This window comes from Agrobacterium sp. 22-214-1, from assembly GCF_053522465.1.
The window spans coordinates 1,437,351-1,460,418 of the sequence record NZ_JBNWCK010000001.1 but is presented as its reverse complement, the minus strand read 5'-3'; the positions used below and the strand labels follow the sequence as shown (position 1 = coordinate 1,460,418).

General features: G+C 59.4%; 23 protein-coding genes. 21 read left to right on the top strand and 2 right to left on the bottom strand.

What is annotated here, in order from left to right; translation table 11 throughout:
- The first annotated feature begins 4 nt into the window (after positions 1-4).
- The 15 genes from flgK (at position 5) to folD (ending at position 12,968) form a co-directional block, all read left to right on the top strand.
- Entirely contained in the window at positions 5-1,483 is a 1,479-nt protein-coding gene (gene flgK / locus ACQZ5G_RS07315) for a flagellar hook-associated protein FlgK (protein ID WP_174056189.1), read from the top strand.
- A 3-nt stretch (positions 1,484-1,486) separates the two neighbouring features.
- Positions 1,487-2,590, top strand: coding sequence for a flagellar hook-associated family protein (locus ACQZ5G_RS07310; protein WP_448737298.1), 1,104 nt, complete (start codon positions 1,487-1,489; stop codon positions 2,588-2,590).
- A gap of 34 nt (positions 2,591-2,624) precedes the next feature.
- Positions 2,625-2,969 (top strand): flagellar biosynthesis regulator FlaF, encoded by a 345-nt coding sequence (gene flaF / locus ACQZ5G_RS07305; RefSeq protein WP_004432537.1) that lies wholly within the window; start codon positions 2,625-2,627, stop codon positions 2,967-2,969.
- On the top strand, positions 2,966-3,415 hold the full coding sequence (gene flbT, locus ACQZ5G_RS07300) for a flagellar biosynthesis repressor FlbT (protein WP_004432543.1): 450 nt from the start codon (positions 2,966-2,968) through the stop codon (positions 3,413-3,415). Before flaF ends, flbT begins: the two co-directional genes overlap by 4 nt.
- Positions 3,406-3,876, top strand: a complete 471-nt coding sequence (gene flgD / locus ACQZ5G_RS07295) for a flagellar hook assembly protein FlgD (protein WP_020812913.1) — start codon at positions 3,406-3,408, stop codon at positions 3,874-3,876. The genes flbT and flgD overlap by 10 nt, the downstream gene beginning before the upstream one ends.
- 48 nt (positions 3,877-3,924) lie before the next feature.
- Positions 3,925-4,191, top strand: a complete 267-nt coding sequence (gene fliQ, locus ACQZ5G_RS07290; RefSeq protein ID WP_003503352.1) for a flagellar biosynthesis protein FliQ — start codon at positions 3,925-3,927, stop codon at positions 4,189-4,191.
- A 157-nt stretch (positions 4,192-4,348) separates the two neighbouring features.
- A complete protein-coding gene (gene flhA / locus ACQZ5G_RS07285) occupies positions 4,349-6,436 on the top strand; it encodes a flagellar biosynthesis protein FlhA (protein WP_004432552.1) in 2,088 nt (695 codons plus the stop codon).
- Positions 6,433-7,188: a flagellar biosynthetic protein FliR gene (gene fliR / locus ACQZ5G_RS07280; protein ID WP_004432553.1), complete on the top strand. Its 756-nt coding sequence runs from the start codon at positions 6,433-6,435 to the stop codon at positions 7,186-7,188. Before flhA ends, fliR begins: the two co-directional genes overlap by 4 nt.
- A 14-nt stretch (positions 7,189-7,202) precedes the next feature.
- Positions 7,203-7,622: a hypothetical protein gene (locus ACQZ5G_RS07275; protein WP_004432556.1), complete on the top strand. Its 420-nt coding sequence runs from the start codon at positions 7,203-7,205 to the stop codon at positions 7,620-7,622.
- Between the two features lie 115 nt (positions 7,623-7,737).
- Positions 7,738-8,295 carry a rod-binding protein gene (locus ACQZ5G_RS07270; protein WP_035236043.1) on the top strand — a complete coding sequence of 186 codons (558 nt, stop codon included), beginning with the start codon at positions 7,738-7,740 and terminating at the stop codon, positions 8,293-8,295.
- Positions 8,296-8,324: 29 nt separating this feature from the next.
- On the top strand, positions 8,325-8,693 hold the full coding sequence (locus ACQZ5G_RS07265) for a hypothetical protein (RefSeq protein ID WP_448737299.1): 369 nt from the start codon (positions 8,325-8,327) through the stop codon (positions 8,691-8,693).
- Entirely contained in the window at positions 8,693-9,226 is a 534-nt protein-coding gene (locus ACQZ5G_RS07260; protein WP_004432561.1) for a flagellar basal body-associated FliL family protein, read from the top strand. Before ACQZ5G_RS07265 ends, ACQZ5G_RS07260 begins: the two co-directional genes overlap by 1 nt.
- Before the next feature lie 200 nt (positions 9,227-9,426).
- A complete protein-coding gene (locus ACQZ5G_RS07255) occupies positions 9,427-10,101 on the top strand; it encodes a WecB/TagA/CpsF family glycosyltransferase (protein WP_448737300.1) in 675 nt (224 codons plus the stop codon).
- 114 nt (positions 10,102-10,215) lie between these two features.
- Entirely contained in the window at positions 10,216-11,991 is a 1,776-nt protein-coding gene (locus tag ACQZ5G_RS07250; RefSeq protein WP_004432566.1) for a GumC domain-containing protein, read from the top strand.
- A gap of 77 nt (positions 11,992-12,068) precedes the next feature.
- Complete coding sequence (gene folD, locus ACQZ5G_RS07245) at positions 12,069-12,968, top strand: bifunctional methylenetetrahydrofolate dehydrogenase/methenyltetrahydrofolate cyclohydrolase FolD (RefSeq protein ID WP_004432568.1); 900 nt, start codon at positions 12,069-12,071, stop codon at positions 12,966-12,968.
- Between the two features lie 196 nt (positions 12,969-13,164).
- Here the strand turns inward: folD and ACQZ5G_RS07240 are convergent, their stop codons facing one another.
- The gene (locus ACQZ5G_RS07240) at positions 13,165-14,190 is read right to left on the bottom strand and encodes a LacI family DNA-binding transcriptional regulator (RefSeq protein WP_004432570.1); all 1,026 of its coding nucleotides are present in this window, start codon (positions 14,188-14,190) and stop codon (positions 13,165-13,167) included.
- A 274-nt stretch (positions 14,191-14,464) separates the two neighbouring features.
- Between ACQZ5G_RS07240 and ACQZ5G_RS07235 the strand changes: the two genes are divergently transcribed.
- The 6 genes from ACQZ5G_RS07235 (at position 14,465) to ACQZ5G_RS07210 (ending at position 21,506) form a co-directional block, all read left to right on the top strand.
- Complete coding sequence (locus ACQZ5G_RS07235) at positions 14,465-15,826, top strand: ABC transporter substrate-binding protein (protein WP_004432572.1); 1,362 nt, start codon at positions 14,465-14,467, stop codon at positions 15,824-15,826.
- 105 nt (positions 15,827-15,931) lie between these two features.
- Positions 15,932-16,945: a carbohydrate ABC transporter permease gene (locus ACQZ5G_RS07230; RefSeq protein WP_004432574.1), complete on the top strand. Its 1,014-nt coding sequence runs from the start codon at positions 15,932-15,934 to the stop codon at positions 16,943-16,945.
- Between the two features lies 1 nt (position 16,946).
- A complete protein-coding gene (locus tag ACQZ5G_RS07225; protein ID WP_142172954.1) occupies positions 16,947-18,107 on the top strand; it encodes a carbohydrate ABC transporter permease in 1,161 nt (386 codons plus the stop codon).
- Between the two features lie 37 nt (positions 18,108-18,144).
- Positions 18,145-19,800: a beta-galactosidase BglA gene (gene bglA, locus ACQZ5G_RS07220; RefSeq protein ID WP_448737301.1), complete on the top strand. Its 1,656-nt coding sequence runs from the start codon at positions 18,145-18,147 to the stop codon at positions 19,798-19,800.
- Between the two features lie 20 nt (positions 19,801-19,820).
- A complete protein-coding gene (locus ACQZ5G_RS07215; RefSeq protein WP_425647852.1) occupies positions 19,821-20,909 on the top strand; it encodes an ABC transporter ATP-binding protein in 1,089 nt (362 codons plus the stop codon).
- Between the two features lie 240 nt (positions 20,910-21,149).
- Positions 21,150-21,506, top strand: coding sequence for a hypothetical protein (locus ACQZ5G_RS07210; protein ID WP_035236048.1), 357 nt, complete (start codon positions 21,150-21,152; stop codon positions 21,504-21,506).
- A 23-nt stretch (positions 21,507-21,529) separates the two neighbouring features.
- Here the strand turns inward: ACQZ5G_RS07210 and ACQZ5G_RS07205 are convergent, their stop codons facing one another.
- On the bottom strand, positions 21,530-22,894 hold the full coding sequence (locus ACQZ5G_RS07205; RefSeq protein WP_035236050.1) for a metallophosphoesterase: 1,365 nt from the start codon (positions 22,892-22,894) through the stop codon (positions 21,530-21,532).
- Positions 22,895-23,068: the final 174 nt, after the last annotated feature.

Sequence of the window (23,068 nt, the reverse complement as noted above, 5' to 3'; positions counted from 1 at the left end):
ATGAATGTCGCTCACGTCAGCAATGAATACTGCGCAGTCGATTTTCAATAATACAGGTAAGCAGACGGACGTTACCTCCAAGAACATTGCCAATGTCGGCAATGCTAACTACGTCAAGCGAACCGCCATTCTCGGCACGACCATGGCTGGAGCGAGTATCGTCTCCAACGGCCGTGCCCAGAATGAAAGTCTTCTCAGGCAGACGATTTCCAGCTCTTCTCTCGCTTCCGGCCAGAGCACGGTTCTGACCGGTCTTGAGGAAATGAAGAGCATTTTCGGCGGCAACGATTATGAGAGTTCGCCGGCCACCTATATGAAGGAACTGCTGAAGAGCCTGGACGCTTACGCCGCCAAGCCGAGCGATGCCGCTCTGGCCGCAACGGCCGTCACCTCGGCCACCGATGTCGCCAGTTCCCTGAACAAGGCCTCGAACGAATTGCAGGCGATGCGTCTGCGCGCCGACAAGGAAATCGCCCTTCAGGTCGACAAGCTGAACGGGCTGCTTGCGAAGTTCGAGGAAGCTAATAACGAGGTCAAGGCGCAGACGGCGATCGGCGGCGATCCAAGCGACGCTCTCGATCAGCGCGAGACGCTTCTGAAGGATATTTCCTCCATCATCGGCATCAATGTCGTCAATCGTCCCAACAACGATGTGGCGCTCTATACGACGGATGGTGCGACGCTGTTCGAAGTCGTGCCGCGCAGCGTCACCTTCAAGACGCAGCCGGGCTTTGATGCGACGACCACGGGCAACGCAATCTATGTCGATGGCGTAGCGCTGAAGGCAGGAAGCGGCAGCAACACGACGTCTGAGGGCTCGCTTCAGGGCCTGATGCAGGTTCGCGACGATCTGGCGCCGACGATGCAGAGCCAGCTCGACGAAATCGCCCGCGGCCTCATCACCATGTTTGCGGAAAAGCCGGCCGACGCGACCAGCGGCCTGCCGGATATGCCGGGTCTCTTCACCTACGGCTCGCCGGCGGCGACGACCATTCCGGCAGACGGGATTGTCTCTCCCGGGCTCGCGGCCAGTATTACCGTCAACCCGGCGTTAATTATTTCCAAAGGTGGCAATCCGGAATTGTTGCGTGACGGCGGTATCAACGGTACCGATTACGTGATCAATACCGCAGCGTCGGGGGGAACCGGTTTCTCCGAGCTGATCCGCAGCTATGTTACTGCTTTCGACGCGCCCATGAATTTTGCCGCGTCGACACGTATCGATACGAATACCAGCATCCTGAAATACGGCACCAACTCGATGGGGTGGCTCGAACAGGAACGTTCCGGCGCGACGTCTGCCAACGAAGCGAAAAGCGCGCTTTATGAGCGCTCCGCCACGTCCTATTCGAACAATACGGCGGTCAGCCTGGACGAGGAACTGTCGCTGCTCATGGATATCGAGCAATCCTACAAGGCCGCGACCAAACTGGTGACGACCGTTGACGAAATGCTCAAGTCCCTGATGGACATGGTGAGGTAAACGATGAAAACGTCATTCATTTCATCGCTGGCGATGCAGAACAGCATGCGCAGCACCATCCTCAAGGCTCAGCTCGAGATGACCAATCTCAATACCGAGCTGACGACGGGCAAGCATGCCGATCTCGGCGTGACGCTGGGCGCCAACACCGCCCGCAGCCTCGATCTCAATCGCGATATCGACCGCATCTCTTCGCTGGTGAGCGTCAATTCGATTGCAACGCAACGCCTCAAATCCTCGCAGACGGCGCTGGACGGCATGGCGCAGGCCGCACAGGAAATTCAGAAGGTTCTCGTCCCCAACACCAGCAGCGAAGCGCCGACGCTGACGACGGTTGCCAAAACCATCTCGAATGCGTTCAACAATTTCACCAGCTTCGCCAATACGGCGGTCAATGGCGAGTTTCTGTTCTCCGGCATCAATACGGATGTGAAGCCCGTCGATGACTATTTCGCTGAAGGGTCTGCCCTGAAGGAAGCCTATGAGACCGAGCTGAACGCATTCATGGCGGCGCAGACGCCGGCGGTTGGCGACATCACCGGCCTGTCCAAGACCCAGGCCGAAGCCTTCATGACCCATATTGAAGGTGTGTTCAACGGCACCACGACGGTAACGAACCCGCCCCATAGCAGCCTGACGGCCGGCCAGAACTACGATTTCTGGACGACCTTCGGCTCCAAGGCGAGCGACACCAACATGACGAGCCGCATCAGCCAGAACGAGGTCGTGGAAACCTCCAGCAACAGCAATTCGCAGGGCATGCGTTATTTTGCACTGACGGCGATGACGGCGATGACCTTCCTCGACGAAAAGGTGGATAGCGGTGTTCGCGAAATGGTGGCGACCAAGTCGGTGACCAATATCGGCACCGCCATCAGTGGCCTGAACCAGCAGCAAAGCCAGCTCGGCCTTTCCGAAAGCCGCGTTTCGAAGGCCAATGATTCGCTGGCAGCCCAGAAGAAGATCATCGAAACGCATCTGCTGGATATTGAGGGGATCGATACCTACGAGGCGAAGACCCGCCTCGATCTGCTGCAGCAGCAGATTGAAATCGCATACAGCCTCACGTCGCGTCTGCAAAAAATGAGTCTGGTGAACTACCTCTGATGAACAGGGGTGGCGGCAGATAAAGGATACATGAATGTACCAGTTTTCCTACGCCGAAATCATGGAGGATGGTGTCGCCAACGCGAAGGATCGCGAGCGGCAGGCGTTGACAAAATCGATCGACCTTCTGGTGGAGGCAAGGGATTCCTCTTCGCAGCGCCACACGATCGAGGCGCTTTTTTACACTCGACGGGTCTGGATCCGCTTCATTGAGGATCTCAAGCAACCCGACAACCAGCTTGCCATGGAGCTCAGGGCCAATCTGATTTCCATCGCGATCTGGATATTGAAAGAGTGCGAACTGATCCGGAAACGTCAGTCGACGAATTTCCAGGGCATAATTGACGTGACAACCATCATCAGGGATGGACTGAAATGAAAAGTACACTTCGGATTTCGCTGAAATCGGGCGAAAAGATTTTTATCAACGGCGCGGTTCTGCGTGTGGATCGCAAGGTGGCGCTCGAATTCCTGAACGATGTCACGTTCCTGCTTGAAAACCACGTCCTGCAGCCCGATCAGGCGACGACGCCGCTCAGACAGCTTTATTTCATCGCGCAGATGATCCTCATCAACCCGGAAGGGCGCGAACAGTCCACCAACATGTTCCGCAAGTCGGTCAGCATGCTGCTGAACTGCTTCCAGCATGACGAGGTTCTGGCGGAACTCAAGCGGATCGACGGGCTGGTTGCCTCGGGCAAGGCTTTCGAAGCGCTGAAGGCCATTCGCGGTCTCTACCCGATCGAGGAAAAAATCCTCAACAATCAGGAAATGACCCCCGCAACGATCGAACAGATTCGCAAGGAGATCGCACCATGGCGGTAGATGCAGTCACTTCGGCAGCGTCAAATCCCTGGGCCAATGCCGGGGCGAGCAGCTCCGACAGCAGCGCGGCGTCGCTGAACTACGACAGCTTCCTGAAGCTCCTCATCGCCCAGATGAAGAACCAGGATCCGACCAGCCCGATGGATGCCGGCGAGCAGATGTCGCAGCTCGCAAGCTTCTCGCAGGTCGAGCAGACCATCAAGACCAACACCCATCTGAAAAGCATGCTGCAGGCGGAAGCCCTGACGCGCGCCTCCGATCTGGTCGGCAAGACGGTCAAGAGCGCCGACGACACCGTCACCGGCGTGGTGAAGGAAGTCGAGGTCTATTCGGACGGCGTTGTCGCCATCACCGAAGCTGGTGACAAGGTGCTGCTGCAGGCCGGCGTGACCTTCTCCAACGGCCCGATTACGAGTACATCTGATAGCGGAACCGATTCGGATAGCGCGACCGGTTCCTGACATTGAAGAGGCGGCATGACGCCGCCTTTCCGGATTGAGGATGCGACGATGAACGAGGCCGATGCGCTTGACATCATGCAGGCGGCTGTCTGGACGGTTCTCGTCGCGGCCGGTCCCGCGGTTCTCGCCGCCATGATCGTCGGTGTCGTCATCGCCTTCATTCAGGCCCTGACCCAGGTTCAGGAAATGACGCTGACCTTCGTTCCCAAGATCGTTACGATCATGCTCGTGCTCGGCGTTGCCGCCCCCTTCGTGGGCGCGCAGATATCGCTCTTTTCCAATCTCGTCTTTTCCCGCATCCAGTCCGGCTTCTGACGCCGTCCGCTGCGGATGCCACCTTCGCGCAAGCTTCAGCCGCTAGGGATAGGCGGAAAGCATCGGGCCGAATTGCGTGCGCTTTTCGAAAACCGTTGTTACGGAACCGTGCGGCGGCTTTTCCGTCGCCCTTCTCATGAAGAGACAGGACGAATTTATGGCGCAACCACCAGTCATCTCCCTGCCCAAGGTCAGTCCGAGCACGCGTGACATCGGTTTCGCACTGGGCATCGTGGCGATCCTCTGCGTTCTCTTCCTGCCCATTCCGGTCATGCTGGTGGATATCGGTCTGGCCTTTTCGATTGCGCTTTCGGTCCTCATCCTCATGGTGGCGCTCTGGATTCAGCGACCGCTGGATTTCTCGTCCTTCCCGACCGTGCTGCTGATCGCGACGATGATCCGCCTGTCGCTGAACATCGCGACGACGCGCGTTATTCTCTCCCACGGCAATGAAGGGCCGACGGCGGCGGGCGGCGTGATTGCGGGCTTCTCCAGCCTCGTCATGTCCGGCGATTTCGTGATTGGTCTGATCGTCTTCCTGATCCTGATCACCGTCAATTTCATCGTCATCACCAAGGGTGCGACGCGTATCGCCGAAGTCGGCGCGCGTTTCACGCTGGATGCGATTCCCGGCAAGCAGATGTCGATCGATGCGGATTTGTCCGCCGGCATCATCGACGAAAAGGAAGCGCAGCGCCGCCGCCGCGAGCTGGAAGAGGAAAGCTCCTTCTTCGGCTCGATGGACGGCGCCTCGAAATTCGTGCGTGGCGACGCCATTGCCGGCCTCATCATCACCGCGATCAATATTTTCGGCGGCATCATCATCGGCTATTTCCGCCACGGCATGCCCATCGGCGAAGCGGCCGACGTTTTCGTCAAGCTTTCGGTCGGTGACGGTATCGTCTCGCAGATCCCGGCCCTGATCGTATCGCTGGCCGCCGGCCTTCTGGTCTCGCGCGGCGGCACCGCCGGCTCGACGGACCAGGCGGTCGTCAATCAGCTGAGCGGTTATCCGCGCGCGCTGATGGTCTCGGCCATGCTGATGGGACTGCTCGCCATCATTCCGGGCCTTCCCTTCCTGCCCTTCATCTTCCTCGGCGGCATCATGGCCTTCGGCAGCTGGTATATTCCGCGCCAGGCGGAGGCCGAAAGCGCGCTGCGGCGTCAGGAAGAGGAGAACAAGGTTCTCCAGACCACCGAGGCGGAAAAGGATTCGGTCAAGCAGGTGCTGAAGACGGCCGAGATCGAACTGGCGCTCGGCAAGCAGGTTTCCACCCGCCTTCTCGGGGCGCATCAGGAACTGGCCTTCCGCGTCGGCAAGATGCGCAAGAAATTCGCGACCCAATACGGTTTCGTTGTGCCGGAGATCAAGGTTTCCGACGACATCATGATCCCGGAAAAAGCCTATCAGATCCGCGTCCACGGCACGACCATCGCATCCAGCAACCTGCGTGTCGGTGATGTTCTTGTCGTGACGGGTGCAGGGCGCAAGCCGAGCATTCCCGGCGACGAAATCCGCGAACCCGCTTTCGGTATGCCCGCCGTCTCGATTCTCGAAACCTTCACCGAGGATCTGAAGCGCGAAGGCTTCCATCCGATCGACAACGTCTCCGTGGTGTTGACGCATCTGAGCGAAGTCATCCGCAACAACCTGCCGCAGCTCCTGTCCTACAAGGACGTTAAAATCCTCATCGACAGGCTCGATCCCGAATACAAGAAGCTGGCCGACGAGATTTGCTCGTCGCACATGTCCTATTCCGGCCTGCAGGCGGTGCTGAAACTGCTGCTTGCCGAACGCGTCTCAATCCGCAACCTGCATCTCATCCTCGAAGCGGTCGCCGAACTTGCGCCGCATGTGCGCAAGACGGAACAGATCGTCGAACATGTGCGGGTGCGCATGTCGCAGCAGCTCTGCGGCGATCTGGCCGACAATGGTGTGTTGCGCGTCCTGCGCCTCGGCAACAAGTGGGATATGGTCTTCCATCAGGCGCTGAAGCGCGACCAGAAGGGCGAAATCGTCGAATTCGACATCGATCCGCGCCATCTCGAGGAGTTTTCGGAGCAGGCTTCGAAAGTTATCCGTGAATTCATGGATCGCGGCCTGCCCTTTGTCCTTGTAACCTCGCCGGAAACGCGGTCCTATGTGCGCATGATTATCGAGCGACTCTTTGCGACCCTGCCGGTTCTTTCGCATGTGGAACTGGCCAAGGGTCTCGAGATCAAGATTCTGGGCGCCATTTCATGATAACCGACCCGCAGGGGACAATCATTGCATTGTTCCTTGCCATTTGCCGTATCGGCGCATGCTTCATGACCATGCCGGGCTTTTCAAGCTCGCGCATTTCGCCGCAGATTCGCATGCTTCTGTGCGTCGCGGTGTCCATGGCGCTTCTGCCGGTGCTGTGGGACACGATCTATCCGAAAGTTTCCGGCGCGAGCCAGGGCACGGTCGTCGGCCTCATCTTCACCGAGGTCGTCATCGGTTCGATGTATGGCCTGATCGCCCGGTTCTACACTCTCGGTTTCCAGTTCACCGGCGCGCTCATCGGGGCTTCCATCGGTCTCAGTGCGCCGGGCGGTGCCGATGTCATCGAAGACGTGCAGGAAAACCAGATATCCAACTTCATCACCTTCGGCGGTCTGCTGGTTCTGTTCATATTCGATTTCCACCATATCGTCCTCAAGGCGCTGGTGGATTCCTACACCGCCACGCCGGTCGGTGCGCTTATCAGCGGCCAGAAGATGCTGATTACGCTGACCGACACGCTCAGGGCCTCCTTTTCGATCATGCTGCGGCTTGCCAGCCCCTTCGTGATTTACGGCCTGATGTTCAACGTCGCGGTAGGCCTCATCAACAAGCTCGCGCCGCAGATTCCGGTCTTCTTTATCTCGACACCCTTCGTTCTCGCGGGTGGTCTTTTCATGCTCTATTTGTCGATTGCGGCCCTCATCCGCCAATTCGTGGATGGTTTCGGGCCGGTCTTCATCGGCTTTTGATCGGGGGAAATGCGATGGCTTCGGACAAGCGCTCGGCCAAACTCAAGCGTCTGGTAACCGTCCAGCGGCACATGGAAAAAATGGCCGAGGTGGAACTGGCCGATACCACCCGCACACGGGCGGAAGTTGCGCAATCCATGGAGAACGTGCTGGAGGCCATGAGTTCCATGGAACCGGTGCACCAGACATTCTCGCGGCACTATTCGGACCGCTACGGCCGTCTCGTCGTCCAGGACCGCCAGCTTGAAGGCGTTCAGCAATTTCAGGAAAACAAGGTCCTGAAGGAAAAGACCAAGGCTGACCGGCTCGAGGACAGGATGCACCTTGCGCGCGATCTTGAGGACCGCGAGGCCGACGATAATGCAATCTATGATTTGTTAGAAATTACGAATGTTTCCCACACACCAGCCTCCAGCAAGGTTGGCGATCCATAATCTGTCCCATTGTTGCATCGCGGGCGTTTTTGAGGACGTCTCCGGCGATGTTTCTTGATTGAGCGGATGCGCCGGCTTTCTATTCCGTCCATTCGTCAGCTCGGGAGATCTGGACGTGGCGATATCGGTGATAAGTGATCTGGTGATGGATGTGGTTCGCGCTGCGGACCCACAGGAAGTTCAGGTCGCCCAGGAAAAACTCAAGGCGAACAAGGCGGCTTTTGCCGCAACCAGCCTTGCCGATGCCGGCAAGGGGTTTGGCGCCGCAGTCGAGATGCTGGATGGCGCCTCCTCGAAGGCTGGGCTCGGCGACACCAATATTCGCGCGGCCCGCACCGAAATCCCGGAAACATACCGCAAATATGAAGCCTCGGTTCTCCAGACCTTCGTGGCCAACATGCTGCCGAAAGACAGCGAGGAAGTTTACGGCAAGGGCAATGCCGGCGAGATCTGGAAGAGCATGATGGCCGAACAGTTTGCCGACACGATTTCCAGAAATGGCGGCGTCGGCATCGCGGAACAGGCTTACAAGGATGCGCTTCGGAAGGCTGAAAGCAAAGGCATTACCGACGTATCGATGAATGAAAAAGACAATAATGCTGCAATTCGGATGGTGGCGGAGTTCGAGCGGCAGGTTCTCGGCGTTTCCAATGAGAAAACGGACGAGGCTTGAGAATGAAAAACGTTAACGAGGAGACAAGCATGGACCTTATGTCGAACGACCACCGTATCCAATCCGTTCTCGGCCGCCTTGAGATGATCATCGACAACGAGAACGACAATATCGGTAGGGACCCCAAGTTCGACTTCAAGGTCTCCAACGCCCACAAGAGCCGTTGCCTCTATGAGCTGACGATGCTGTTCCGCGATACGCCGCGCGAGGAAATCGCCGCCGGTTACATGGAGCAGGTCAAGGGCATCAAGTCCAAGCTCGCCACCAATGCTAGCCGCGTCGAGGCGCATCTGAATGCGGTTCGCGCGGTCGCGGACCTCTTGAAGAACGCCATCCAGGAAGCCGATACGGACGGCACCTATTCGCAGGAACAGTTCATGTACGGCGCAGCCTCCTGATGTTGAAGCTTCTTCTCACTGGCGTCTGGGTTTGCGCCGTCACGCTCGGCGCGGTGTATTTCTCCGTCCAGTTGGCGACGGCGCCCGCGCCGGATGAGGCGGGGGCGAAAAAGGCCAATCTGCAACTGGTCAAGGGCGAAAGCATCACGATCCCCGTCATCAATGATGGCGGTGTGAACGGCTATTTCCTCAGCCGTATTTCGCTGCGTGTCGACAAGACCAAGATGGCGAAGATCGAGCTGCCGGCAACGCAGCTGATGACCGATGAACTGTTCACGCTGCTTGCGGGTTCTTCCATGGTCAATATCGCCAATATTTCCACCTTCGATCCCGAAGCCTTCAAGCAGCGCATCCGCGAGGGGCTGAACAAGAGGCTCGATGACGAGGTGGTCGAGGATGTGCTGATCGAACAGCTCGATTATCTGTCGAAAGCCGACATCCGCGAGCAGAACGGCAATGGCACGCCCCGTTCGGTCAAGCTCGTCGAGGGCGAGAAGGCCGAAGCCGGGAAAGAAGCGGCGCCAAGCCACTGACGACCAGGAGGCGAGGGCGTCGGCGGGATAGGGAATTGCGGCATCCTTCTGGTTAATTGTCTCTTGCCGCATCCCCAGGCATTCTAGAGATTGCTTTCAAGCTAAATTCAACCTGCACCTGTATAACAAACCCATGAACCGCCATCCCGCAGGCCATGTGTCGGATCGGTGGCGATGGGTTTGGCATTTGGGGGTTGGCAATGAGTTTCGCGTCAGGTTTCGCGCGGCCGGAATCGCAACGGAATATTCACGGACTGCGCGTCTGTGATCTCGATTGGAATGGGGCGCTGGAATTGGTCAGCGGCAGGGCTTCAGCCTGTGAAGGGCACACGATGCTGTCCTTTCTTACTCTCGAAAAAGCCAAGCTTTCGCTCAAGGACAATGCCTACCGACAGATTCTGGAAAGCTGCCTGCTTCTGCCGCAGGGCAAGGCAATGAGGGTCGCCGCGCGCAACGAGAATGGCGAGCCTTTGCCTGCGCCCATCGACGGCGTCGCCTTTGTGATGGCGCTTCTGACCTATATGGCGGTGCCGAAGCGGATCGGTGTGGCGGGAGATGATGCCGCACAGATCGGCGAGGTTCTCGCCAGGTTGCGGGCGCACGCGCCCTGGCACGATTTCGTCATGCTGAACCGCGATGCATCGGGCGTTAAGGTGGATGTTCTGCTGGCGGGAATGTTGAAGGAAAACCAGGAGACATGGCTGCACCGCACCGTCAGCCGCGAGAATGCACGGGTCACCATCGCGGTTGGCCCGCTGTTCAAGGTCCTGTCTTCGGAAGTGGCCGGCATGCCGGAAATTTTCCGCAAGCTTCACATGAGCTGGCTCTACAGCCTCTGCGCCGAACCCTGGCACATCGCGCTCGGCAAGAGCTGAGGCCGCTCTCGCAGGCGTTGCGTTAACCATTTGTTTGCCACGATCCTTTAACCTCTCGTAAGGTTTTGACAGTCGCCCGTTGCGGGCGGCACCGAGGGCGGCAGACGGCTTCAGATGGTTGATGACAATCCGGATATGATGGCGATCCGCCCTGACGAGGATGATGTCGCTGCGCCCGTATCGCAATGGCGCAGACATTGTCGGCGGCTCCTGACGTCCGGCTGCATCGCCGCCGCCACCGTTGCTGGGGCTGCCCTTCCGCTTCTGCTTGTCGATTCCGGTTTTCGTGGTTATGTTTCGCAGGCCCGGATCGAGGTCTCCCAGACCGCTTACGATGCCCCCGATGCGGGCCGCTTTCTGGCCATGGCGCGTCGTACCCTGCTTTCACCCTCCGGGCTCGACCGTATAACCGCCGATCTCAAGCTGAAGTCCGCCGATATGGTCGGCGTTCGCAATCAGGGCGAGCTTGGCCTGCTTTTCGACCTTCTGACCGGCGCGGATGCGCGTCCGCTATCCGAGCGGGAGGCGCTGAACGGTGCGGTGGGCGAAGCGATCCGGCTGGAACTGACCCCGGATGAAAATACGCTGATCGTGACCGGCAAGGCCGCAACGCCGGAAACCGCCATGCGGCTGACCGATTATCTTTCGATGCGCGTGATCGCGGATGGCAAGGCCGGCACCATGACGCCCGCCATGCGCGAGACGGAGAGGGCGCGGACAAGACTCGATGAAGCGGAAGCGGCGCTGAACGGTTTCCAGATGCGCCACGGTGACACCGTGATGGCCGAGGCGCAGCAACTCGAACAGCAGCTGCGCGACGTAAACGACAATCTGGCGCGAACCACCCGGCAGCAAGTGTCCATTCAGGCCGATCTGACGGCGGCTTCGGCGCTGAAGCCGAATGATATCTTTGCGAAGCCTCTGCCGGCTGGCGTGGGTTTTTCGGCGCTTGAGGATATCAGACAGAAGCATTCGACCGCCAGCATGGCGCTTGCTGCGGTTTCGGTCGATTACGGTCCGAAACACCCCCGCCGCATCGCCGCCCAGAATGCGGTGGATGCCGCACAGGCGCTTGCCGCCCCCGCATTGCGGCAATTGCTGGAAGGCCTGCGGGCGGATGAAAAGCGCATCTCTCAGGAGATCGCGACCGCCAATGGCGAGCACAAGAAATACCTCGACCGCCTGAACGAACTCGGTGTCGCCCCCGGCGAATTCTCCAGATTGCAGGGTGAACTGGAAACGGCGCGAAATGCCTATCTCGAGGCAAGCGAACGCCGCGACCTGTCCGCATCCGCCACGCCCGCGGTCGAAACCCGTTTGACGAAGAAGGCGGCACCCGGCGAGTTGACCCGCGATCTGACGCAAGCCGCCATGCTGGCGGGCGGCGGTGCATTGATCGGCCTGCTGGGCAGTCTTTATCTCCTGAGCTACCGTCGCCATGACGAGGAAGAGGAGGGCGCATTGTTCATCCAAGAGGGCGCGCAACCTCCATCCTCCGTCGAGCCGCCGGTCGAGTCTCTGCAGATTTCCGAATTCGAACCGATCGAGCCGGCGGTGTTCGACGATCTGCCGGATCTTGCCGCAGAGGACAACATCGAGCCGGAGGAAGACGGCTTTGCCGATTATTACGGCGAGGCCGTCAATGACGACGACGACATGCCGCTGGACGAGCGCGTGCGGCAGGTCCTGATGGGCAACCGCACGGTCAGGAGTGCTGATCCGGCCTCTTCCGGACTTCCACCGCTTCTGGCCGAAGCCTTGGCCGGAGACTTCGACCATGCCCAGGCCGAAGCCGAGGAACTGATGGAATTGCGACGCGAACTGGCGTTCCTGAGAGGGCGTCTTGCCGATTACGCCGATCGCCGCGAAGACTACCGCAAAACAGCCTGAAAACGCCGCATTTTCGCTTGCATTCCTGCGAAGGGGGCACCATACGGAGCCTACGTAACCCAGCAGGAGCAGGACGCATGGCAGTTGTGATTGACGGGAAGGCGAAGGCGGCTTCGGTAACGGAGGCGGTCCGCAAATCGGCAGAAGCGCTTGAGGCGGAAAAGGGCGTAAAGCCCGGTCTCGCGGTTGTCATCGTCGGAAACGATCCGGCCAGCCACGCTTACGTGAACTCCAAGAGCAAGATGGCCAAGCAATGCGGTTTCAACTCCATACAGCACACGCTGCCGGAGGAAACCACCCAGGCCGCACTTCTCAAGCTGGTCGGCGAACTGAACGCCGACGCCTCCATTCACGGCATTCTCGTGCAGCTTCCGCTGCCGAAACACTTCAATTCCGATGAGATCATCCAGTCGATCCTGCCCGAGAAGGATGTGGATGGCTTGAGCGTGCTGAATGCCGGCAAGCTCGCGACCGGCGATCTCGCCACCGGTCTCATTTCCTGCACGCCTGCCGGCGCCATGCTTCTGGTACGCGGCATTCATGGCGAAGACCTTTCCGGCCTCAACGCCGTGGTCATCGGCCGCTCGAACCTGTTCGGCAAGCCGATGGGCCAGCTTCTGCTGAATGCCAATGCCACGGTGACCATGGCGCATTCCCGCACCAAGGATCTGGCCGGTATCTGCAAGACGGCGGATATTCTCGTCGCGGCGGTCGGTCGCGCGGCTATGGTCAAGGGCGATTGGGTAAAACCCGGCGCGACGGTCATCGATGTCGGCATCAACCGCATCCCCGCGCCGGAAAAGGGCGAAGGCAAGTCCAAGCTGGTTGGCGATGTCGCCTTTGATGAGGCAAGCGCCGTTGCCGCCGCCATCACGCCGGTTCCCGGCGGCGTCGGTCCTATGACGATCGCCATGCTGATGGCCAACACCGTCATCGCCGCCCATCGCGCGCTGGGACAGGCCGCGCCGAAGTTTTAAGCCTGTCGCGTTCAATCGAACTACACGGCACAGGAATTTTTGTGCGCTGCCCCTCACTTCCGTCATTCCGGCCTTGAGCCGGAATCCAGCCGACGCGCGTCTGCGCGGCGAGACGACTCTTTTCAGCCCAAGGACTTGGGCTGGCTGGATACCGGCTCAAGGCCGGTATGACGGCCGGGGGATGGAGGCCAGCCTTTTACGTTTTCGGAGCCGGCCCCGTCGAAGCACGCACCACCAGTTCCGCCTTCCAGAGTTCCTGATGCGGCTCCGTCTGGCTCAGCTTGATCCGGTTGATCAGGCGCTGGCCCACGCGCACCCCCGCCGCCCGGAGTGATGAGCGGGTGGTGGTCAGCGGCACGGAGAAATTATCCGGTTTCAAAAGCGGCAGCACGTCGTCATGGGCGATCAGCGAAATATCCTTGCCGGGTTTCAGGCCCCGCTGATTGAGCGAGCGGATCGCGCCGAGCGCAAGCGCGGTACTGGCGCAGAGAATGGCGGTCGGTTTTTCCGGGCGTGACAGCAACGCTTCCATGCCGAGATAACCTTCCTCATCGGTCATGCTGCTGTGTCTCTTGTTGTTCGCATGCAATGTCAGGCCATTTGCCGAAAGCGCCTTTTCCACCCCGAGACAGCGCCGATAGGTGAAGTCATAGCCTTCCGGGCCATTCAGCAGCCCGATGCGCGTATGGCCAAGCTGGAGGAGAAGCTGGGTCGCATCGCGGAAGGCGCCCTCGTTGTCCACGTCGAGATAGGGATAGTCCTCCTCCACGCCAACGGAGCGGCCATGCACGAGGAAGGGCAGGGAGAGCGACTGCATCATGGCGATGCGCGGGTCGTTCTTTTTCATATAGGCGAGATAGATGCCATCGACGCTGCCGCTTGCGGCAAGCCCCCGCAGGGCTTCGCGCTCCTTTTCCGGCTCGGTCGGCATGATGACGAGATGAAAGCCGCTGCGCGACGCTTCCTCACCGAGACCGCTCAGGAATTCGCCGAAATGCACGTCGGAACGATGGTGTTCGCCAATCGGCATGACAAGCCCGATGGAACCGACCTTGCCTGTCGCCAGCCGTTGCGCTGCCGCATTCGGGCGATATCCCGTCTTTTCGGCAGCCTCCATGACGCGGCGGCGCGTTTCGGCGCTGACTTCCGGATAGCCGTTGAGCGCCCTGCTGATGGTCGTCTGCGAAATGCCCAGCAGTTGCGACAACTGTTTCAGGTTCATGTCTCTCATTTCCTCCATGCGCGCGCCCGAGAATACGGCAAAGCCTCTCCTCAATTCCCAAAGCGCTTTAGATTTTTACCAGCCTCCACCGCATTTCTCAATCGAAAAGGATAGCCGCCTTCCGAATTAAATATGATTATTCATCAGGCACTGCAACGTTTCCGCAGAAAGATCCTCTTGACTCCGTCTCGATGACAATGAGATGAATAGGCAGCCAAAGCGCTTTGATTGGAGAGGACGCTTTGAGCCTTTTATGTGATGGGAGGTAAATCACATGCAGAAGACTCTTTTGGCGACGGCTGCCGTCATGGCTTTGCTGTCCGGTGCGGCCTTTGCCGCCGACCTGAAGTTTGCACCCGGCGGCGACGCCAAGTTCAACTGGAAAAGCTACGAGGACTTCAAGGCGGCTCATGCCGACCTGAAAGGCCAGACGCTGACGATTTTCGGCCCGTGGCGCGGTGAAGACGAGGCCCTGTTCCAGTCGGTGCTCGCCTATTTCGCCGATGCGACCGGCGTGAATGTCCGTTACTCCTCGTCGGAAAATTACGAGCAGCAGATCGTCATCGATACGCAGGCGGGCTCGCCGCCCAATATCGCCATTCTGCCGCAGCCCGGCCTTCTGGCCGATCTGGCCGCCAAGGGGTTCCTGGTGCCGCTCGGAGACAAGACCGCCGACTGGGTCAAGGAAAATTACGGCGCGGGCCAGTCCTGGGTCGATCTCGGCAGCTACAACGGCAAGGACGGCAACAAGGCCTATTTCGCCTTCCCTTTCAAGGCGGACGTGAAGTCGCTCGTCTGGTACGTGCCTGAGAACTTCGAGGAAGCGGGCTATAAGGTGCCCGAGAGCATGGAAGACCTGTTCAAGCTGACGGACCAGATCGTTGCCGATGGCGGCACGCCCTGGTGCATCGGTCTCGGTTCCGGCGGGGCAACCGGCTGGCCGGCAACGGACTGGGTGGAAGACCTGATGCTGCGCACGCAGCCGCTCGACGTCTACCAGAAATGGACGACCAACGAGGTCAAGTTCACCGATCCGGCCGTGGTCGAGGCGATCAACGAATTCGGCAAATTCGCCAAGAACGAAAAATATGTCAGCGGCGGCGTCGCGGCCGTGGCCTCCACCGACTTCCGCGACAGCCCCAAGGGCCTCTTCGACATTCCGCCGAAGTGCTATCTGCACCATCAGGCGTCGTTCATTCCGTCCTTCTTCCCTGAGGGCACCAAGGTCGGAACGGATGCGGATTTCTTCTACATGCCGACTTACGCGTCCAAGCCTGACCTCGGCAAGCCGGTTCTCGGCGCAGGCACGCTGGTCACCATCACCAAGGAAGCGCCTGCCGCCAAGGCTTTCGTCGAATTCCTGCAAACCCCGATCGCCCATGAGGTCTGGATGGCGCAGTCCAGCTTCCTGACGCCCTATAAGGGCGTGAATGTCGAAACCTATGCCAATGAGCAGATGAAGCGACAGGGCGAAATCCTGACGACCGCGACAAGCTTCGGCTTCGACGGTTCCGACCTCATGCCCGGCAAGATCGGCGCCGGCGCATTCTGGACCGGCATGATCGATTTCGTCGGCGGCAAGTCCGCCGATCAGGTCGCCAGCGATATCCAGAAGGCCTGGGACGGCCTGAAGTAAAGATATCGGATCGGGCCCGGCGGTTTACTGCCGGGCCCTTACCAACGGCGCTGCCCCGACGACCGCATAAATCAGCGCGGCGCGGAGAGGATCAAGGGAGGGAACATGGCTCAACAACTCGTTTCGGCCATCGGCGTGATGGTGGCGGGGGTCTTTGCCTGCGCTGCCTATTACTGGCTATCCGACAAGGTGCTTCAGGCGATCTTTCCGGTCCGCTCCGGAGACGTATTGCAGGCATCCCGCAACCTCAATCGCCGCGCCGCCGTCCGGCCCTGGCTGTTCATCGGTCCGGCTTTGATCCTCCTGCTGGTCTATCTGGTTTACCCTGTCATCGCGACGCTGATCCTGTCTTTCTATGACCGGACCGGCAGCGAATTCGTCGGTCTTGCCAATTATCGCTGGGCGTTTTTCGATGCCGGTTTCCGCCAGTCGATCTTCAACAATATTCTCTGGCTGGCCGTCGTTCCGGCCGCCTGTACCTTTTTCGGCCTCGTTATCGCGGTCATGACCGACCGCATCTGGTGGGGCAACATCGCCAAATCCATCGTCTTCATGCCGATGGCGATCTCCTTCGTCGGCGCCTCCGTCATCTGGAAGTTCATCTATGAATACCGTGCCGAGGGGCAGGTGCAGATCGGCCTCTTGAACGCCATCGTCGAGTTTTTCGGCGGCAATCCCGAGGTCTGGATTTCCATGCCCTTCTGGAACAATTTCTTCCTGATGATCATCCTCATCTGGATCCAGACCGGTTTTGCCATGGTCATCCTGTCGGCGGCGCTGCGCGGCATTCCGGAAGAGACCATCGAAGCGGCCGTCATCGACGGGGCCAATGGCTGGCAGATCTTCTGGAAGATCATGGTTCCGCAGATATGGGGCACCATCGCCGTCGTCTGGACGACGATCACCATCCTCGTGCTCAAGGTCTTCGATATCGTGCTGACCATGACCAACGGCCAATGGAACACCATGGTCCTCGCCAACCTGATGTTCGACTGGATGTTCCGCGGCGGTGGCGACAGCGGCCGAAGTGCGGTCATCGCGCTCATCATCATGGCGGCCGTCACCCCCATCATGGTCTGGAACATCCGCCAGGCGAACCGCGAGATGGAGGGCCGCTGAGATGAATATTTTCAAACGCCTTCGCCGCGTCGGCCTGCCGCGCCTCATCGTCCATGCCAGCGTTCTGGTCGTCGTGTTGCTCTGGCTCCTGCCAACACTCGGCATTCTCGTCAGCTCGCTGCGCGACAAGGACCAGATCACCGTCTCCGGCTGGTGGACGGCCTTCTCCAGTTCCGAACAGACCTCGGCAGTTCGCCTCGCCGATGCTTCGGTGCAGAAGCAGGATGGCAGCCGCTATGTCATATCAGGCAATGTTTTTGAAAGCGGACAGGGCGGCAAGGTCGCAGCCTTCGGCGTTCGCGTACAGGAGCCCACGGCGTTCAAAGCCGGCGAGGCGGCCGATATCGGTGACGGCGAAACATTGCTCGTCAATACGGACGGCACCTACGAATACAGCAAAGCTGCGAGCTTTGAAGGCTCTCGCGGCAAGCGCGTCTATATCTCCGTCGCGACGCCGCCCGTCTTCACGCTCGATAATTATCGCACGGTCCTGACCTCGGAAGGCATCGGCCAGTCCTTCGTCAACTCGCTGACCGTCGCCGTGCCGGCAACCGTCATCCCCATCCTCATTGCCGCCTTCGCCGCCTATGCGCTGTCATGGATGAGCTTTTCCGGCCGCAATCTGCTGATTGCTATGGTGGTGGGCCTCATCGTCGTGCCGCTTCAGATGTCGCTGATCCCGCTTCTCAGGCTCTATAATGAAATCGGCACCATCTTCGGCGTGCCGTCCAAGACCTATGCCGGCATCTGGCTGGCGCACACCGCCTTCGGCCTGCCGCTCGCCATCTATCTGCTACGCAATTATATTTCCGGCCTGCCGAAGGAGATCATCGAAAGCGCCCGTGTGGATGGCGCGAGCGATTTTGAAATCTTCGTCAAGATCATCCTGCCGCTGTCTTTTCCGGCGCTCGCCTCCTTCGCCATCTTCCAGTTCCTGTGGACCTGGAACGACCTGCTTGTCGCCATGGTCTTCCTTGGCACGCAGAAGGACGAGCTGGTGCTGACGGGTGCGCTCAACGCGTTGCTCGGTTCGCGCGGCGGCAACTGGGAAATCCTCACCGCCTCGGCCTTCGTCACCATCGTCGTGCCGCTCTGCGTTTTCTTCGCCCTTCAACGTTATCTCGTGCGTGGCCTGCTCGCAGGCTCCGTCAAGGGAGGCTGATTATTCCATGAACGCCCATACCAGACAGGACACTTCCATGACCGCTTCGGTGACTTCCGCTTTGACGCCCAACAAGGACTGGTGGCGCGGCGCTGTTATCTATCAGATCTACCCGCGCTCCTATCAGGACTCCAATGGCGACGGTATTGGTGACCTCAAGGGCATCACCGACCGTCTGGCGCATATTGCCGGCCTCGGTGCCGATGCGATCTGGATTTCGCCCTTCTTCACCTCGCCGATGAAGGATTTCGGTTACGACGTCTCGAATTATGTCGATGTCGATCCGATGTTCGGCACGCTTGCCGATTTCGACGGCCTGATCGCCGAGGCCCATCGCCTCGGTATCCGCGTCATGATCGACCTCGTCATGTCGCATACCTCGGACCAGCACCCGTGGTTCGTGGAAAGCCGCGCCAGCCGCAGCAATCCGAAATCGAACTGGTATGTCTGGTCGGACAGCAAGCCGGACGGCACGCCGCCCAATAACTGGCTGTCGATCTTCGGCGGCTCCGCCTGGCAGTGGGATCCGACCCGCATGCAATATTACATGCACAACTTCCTGACCTCGCAGCCGGACCTCAATCTGCATAATCCGGAAGTTCAGGAAGAGCTGCTGAACATCACCCGCTTCTGGCTGAAGCGCGGCGTCGACGGTTTCCGCCTCGACACCATCAACTTCTATTTCCATGACCTCGAGCTGCGCGACAACCCGGCACTGGCGCCGGAGCGCCGCAACGCCTCGACGGCACCTGCGGTCAATCCCTATAACTTCCAGGAACATCTCTACGACAAGAACCGCCCGGAAAATATCGCCTTCCTGAAGCGCTTCCGTGCGGTGCTGGACGAATTCCCCGACATCGCCGCCGTGGGCGAAGTGGGTGATAGCCAGCGCGGTCTCGAAATCGTCGGCGAATATACTTCCGGCGATGACAAGATGCAGATGTGCTACGCCTTCGAATTCCTCGCCCCCGATGCGCTCACACCGCAGCGCGTGGCCGATGTGCAGGCGGATTTTGCGAAAGCCGCACCGGAAGGCTGGGCCTGCTGGGCCTTCTCCAACCACGATGTCGTGCGCCATGTCAGCCGCTGGGGTGAGCATGTCGAGGACAAAGACGCCTTCGCCAAGGTGCTTTCGGCGCTCTTGATGACACAGCGCGGCTCCGTCTGCATCTATGAGGGTGAAGAACTCGGCCTCACCGAAGCGGATATTGCTTTCGAAGATTTGCAGGATCCCTACGGCATCCAGTTCTGGCCGGAATTCAAGGGCCGCGACGGTTGCCGCACGCCGATGGTGTGGGATGCCGGTCATGCACAGGCGGGCTTCTCGACGTCGGAAAAGACGTGGCTGCCCATTCCGGCCGAGCACAAGCAGCGTGCCGTCAGCGCCCAGCAGGGCAACGAGGCTTCGGTGCTGGAACATTACCGCCGTTTCCTGAGCTTCCGCAAAAAGCACCCCGCTTTTGCCAAGGGCGGCATCGAATTCCAGCCGGTTGAGGGCGAGGTGCTGAGCTACACCCGCACACTCGGCAACGAAACCGTGCTTTGCCTCTTCAATCTGTCCGCAACGCCGGCAAAGACCACGCTGCCAGAAGGGAACTGGGAGGTTCTCGAAGGCCACGGCTTTGCAAGCGGTCTTGAAGGCAGAAGCGTAGAACTTCCGGCATGGGGCGCATTCTTCGCCCGTTACGCCTGACAGATGAGGGAGGAACACCCATGACCAGTCTCGTTCTCAAGGATATCCGCAAATCATACGGGCAGGTGAAGGTCCTGCACGGCATCGATCTTCAGATCGAACAGGGCGAATTCATCGTTTTCGTCGGCCCCTCGGGCTGCGGAAAATCGACGCTGCTGCGCATGATCGCCGGTCTGGAGGAAATCACCGGCGGCGAGATGTATATTGACGGCCAGCTCGTCAATGAAATCCCGCCCTCGCGGCGGGGTATTGCCATGGTGTTCCAGTCCTATGCGCTTTATCCGCATATGACGGTTTACGACAACATGGCCTTCGGCATGAAGATCGCGAAAGAGAACAAACAGGAGATCGACCGCCGCGTTCGCGCCGCCGCCGAAATCCTGCAACTGACGCAATATCTGGAGCGGCTGCCCAAGGCGCTCTCAGGCGGCCAGCGCCAGCGTGTCGCCATCGGCCGCGCCATTTGCCGCAATCCCAAGGTCTTCCTGTTCGATGAGCCTCTGTCGAACCTCGATGCGGCGCTGCGTGTCGCCACCCGCATCGAGATCGCGAAGCTCAACGAGCAGATGGCCGATACGACGATGATCTACGTCACCCACGACCAGGTGGAGGCGATGACGCTGGCGGATCGTATCGTCGTTCTGAATGCGGGCCGTGTGGAACAGGTGGGTGCGCCGCTCGAACTTTACGAAAGGCCGGCCAATCTCTTCGTGGCGCGCTTCATCGGCTCGCCCGCCATGAACATCATCGCTGCAAAGATCACCGGAACCGGCGAAAAGACCTCCATCGAACTTGCCGGCGGCAAGACGCTTGCCGTTTATGTTCCCACGCCCGCAACCGAAAAGGGCAAGGCGGCGAGCTTTGGCGTGCGGCCGGAAGATCTGAGCATCGTCACCGGGGACGATTATCTTTTTGAGGGAAAAGTCGCGATCGTCGAGGCGCTCGGCGAAGTGACGCTGCTTTATCTCGAAGCGCCCAAGGGGCAGGAGCCGATCATCGTCAAGGTGCCGGGCATCGTTTCCGTCGGCAAGGGCGAAACCCTGCGTTTTGCCGCCCCGCAGGAAAAGCTTCATCTCTTCGACGCCGACGGCAAGACCTATCGCAGGTAATTGCCATCGATACCGAAACCGAGCCCCGGAACCTCCTCGCTCCGGGGTTTTTTCCTGACCTTTTGCCGCTGTGGAAAAATGTCGGAAATGTCCCGCTTCCGGTCTGTTTAAGCCTGCGCTGATATGAATTGTTAAAGACTATGACCTAGTCTCAATCCATTGATCGAGCATGGGAGTCTGGGCGTGCAGAGCGGTACGGGTGTCATCAGGAACCATTACCTGAGCAAGGAAGAATCCTTCATGTATGACCGCGAAAGCCGGTTTCGCATGGAAGATACCATGAACGCCGCACGCATCGAATATACCGAAAAGGCCGTGATGCACATGGCGGCGCGCCGCTGCGATGTCATCCGCATCTCCCAGACCGAAGCGGTGCTGGCGCTGCTGACGAAATATAACCTGCCGAACCAGTTCTATCTCGATATTCCCGACGCCCGCATCACCAAGATCGGCTGCGTGATGTTGCGCGTCAACGCCAACAACACCATCCACGTCCGCTTCCTGCGCATGCTGACGCAGAAGGAACTGGACCGCATTTTCGTGTTCAGCACGCATCCGGCGCATAGAGACCGGAAGCTCGATATCCGGTCTTTCTGAAAATCGGATGATCGACGCGGGTCTTAAGAAAGCCCGCCTAGAACCGTCTGCTTGAGCTTCACATCCGGCACCTCGGTGAACGCAAGGTCGCTGCGGCCGAAATAGGATTTCTGGTTGGTGGCGGACCAGTCGTTGCAGACCAGCTTGTAGCGCTCTTTCACTTCCGGCTTTTCCGGCATGGCGTAGAGATAGTCGCCGGTGCGTACGGCGAGCGGAATGTCGCCATCCTGATTGCAGCGCTTGAGGATTTGGGCGAGCGCCTCGCCATCGACTTCCGCCACCATCAGCTTGCCGTCGAACCGCAGCGAGGCGTTAAAATCGTAGCGGCGAATATCGCCTTCGGGCAGGCCGGCGCCAAACGAAGTATGGCCGATGAAGCCGACATCCGCACCGGTTTTTGCGGCGATGAGTTGCGCCACACGGCGGCCGGCTTCGTCGACGGTCATTGCCTTCGCGGATTTGCCGACGATTGCCCGTTCTTCTGCGGTCAGGTGCTTTTCGAGTGTCTGTTCGATCAGCGTCTTGAGAGCCGGGGAGGCGGGAGCGCTGCGATCGATCATGACGGTCTCTATGGCAGCAGCCTTACCGGGAGCCGCAATCGTTGCCACCGTCATGGAGGTGCACCATGAACCGGTATGGACATAACGGGTGGCGCCCTGTTCGTGCACGAAGTTCAGATGGTCATGGCCGCCGACCAAGAGGGTGCCGTCCGGCAGGAGCGGCAGTATATCGCGGTCGGCGACAACGCCGGCATGGCTGAGAACGATGTTGATCGCATCCGGTTTGACAATCTCAGGCAGATTGGCTTTCGCCCATTCGACCGGCTGTGGAATGTCCAGCATTTCGCGCGTGGCCTTCGGATAGGTGTTGATCGCATTGGTGGCAAGACCCGCCAGAGCGACCTTCCGCCCGCCGACGCTCACTTCGGCACTGGCGGCGGCATAGGGTTTGCCGCTGCGCTTGTCGATGATGTTGGAAAGCACGGTGATGCCGAGCGCCTGTGCGCGGCTGACGAAATTGGCAAGGTCGTTGTCGATATCAGGCTCATGATTGCCGATATTGATGACGGTGGGGGCGAGCTTTGCGAGCGCCGCCAGGAAGGTCCATTCGATTTCGCCGGTCGAACGCGCGGCCACCGCATTGCCGATCTCGAAAAGGTCGCCGTTCAGCAAGATGATATGGGACGCCTTGTCGGCGGCGATGCGCGTTTCGATGGCCGCGAGAAGCTGGCCGATGCGCTCATAGGCCGAATGCAGGTCGGAGATGACGATTGCACGCAGCGCCACGTCCTGCGCCATCGCTGGCGTCGCCGCCGCCATCAGCGGCAGCAGGGCGGTGCCGGCCATAAGCTTCAGCACATCGCGGCGTTTGCTCGAGAATATCGTCATGTCAGGCCCCATCATCCGAAACTGCACCGCTGTCCCGCAGCCGGCTGAGAAGGCCCTAAAGGGCGATCATCACAGCCGCATGACAAGTCTGACGTTTAAGACGTGGGAAATAAAGTGGTTTCTGCGTCAGCTCTCTGAGATGAGGCGTGCATTCAGGCGATACCGCAAAGTGGG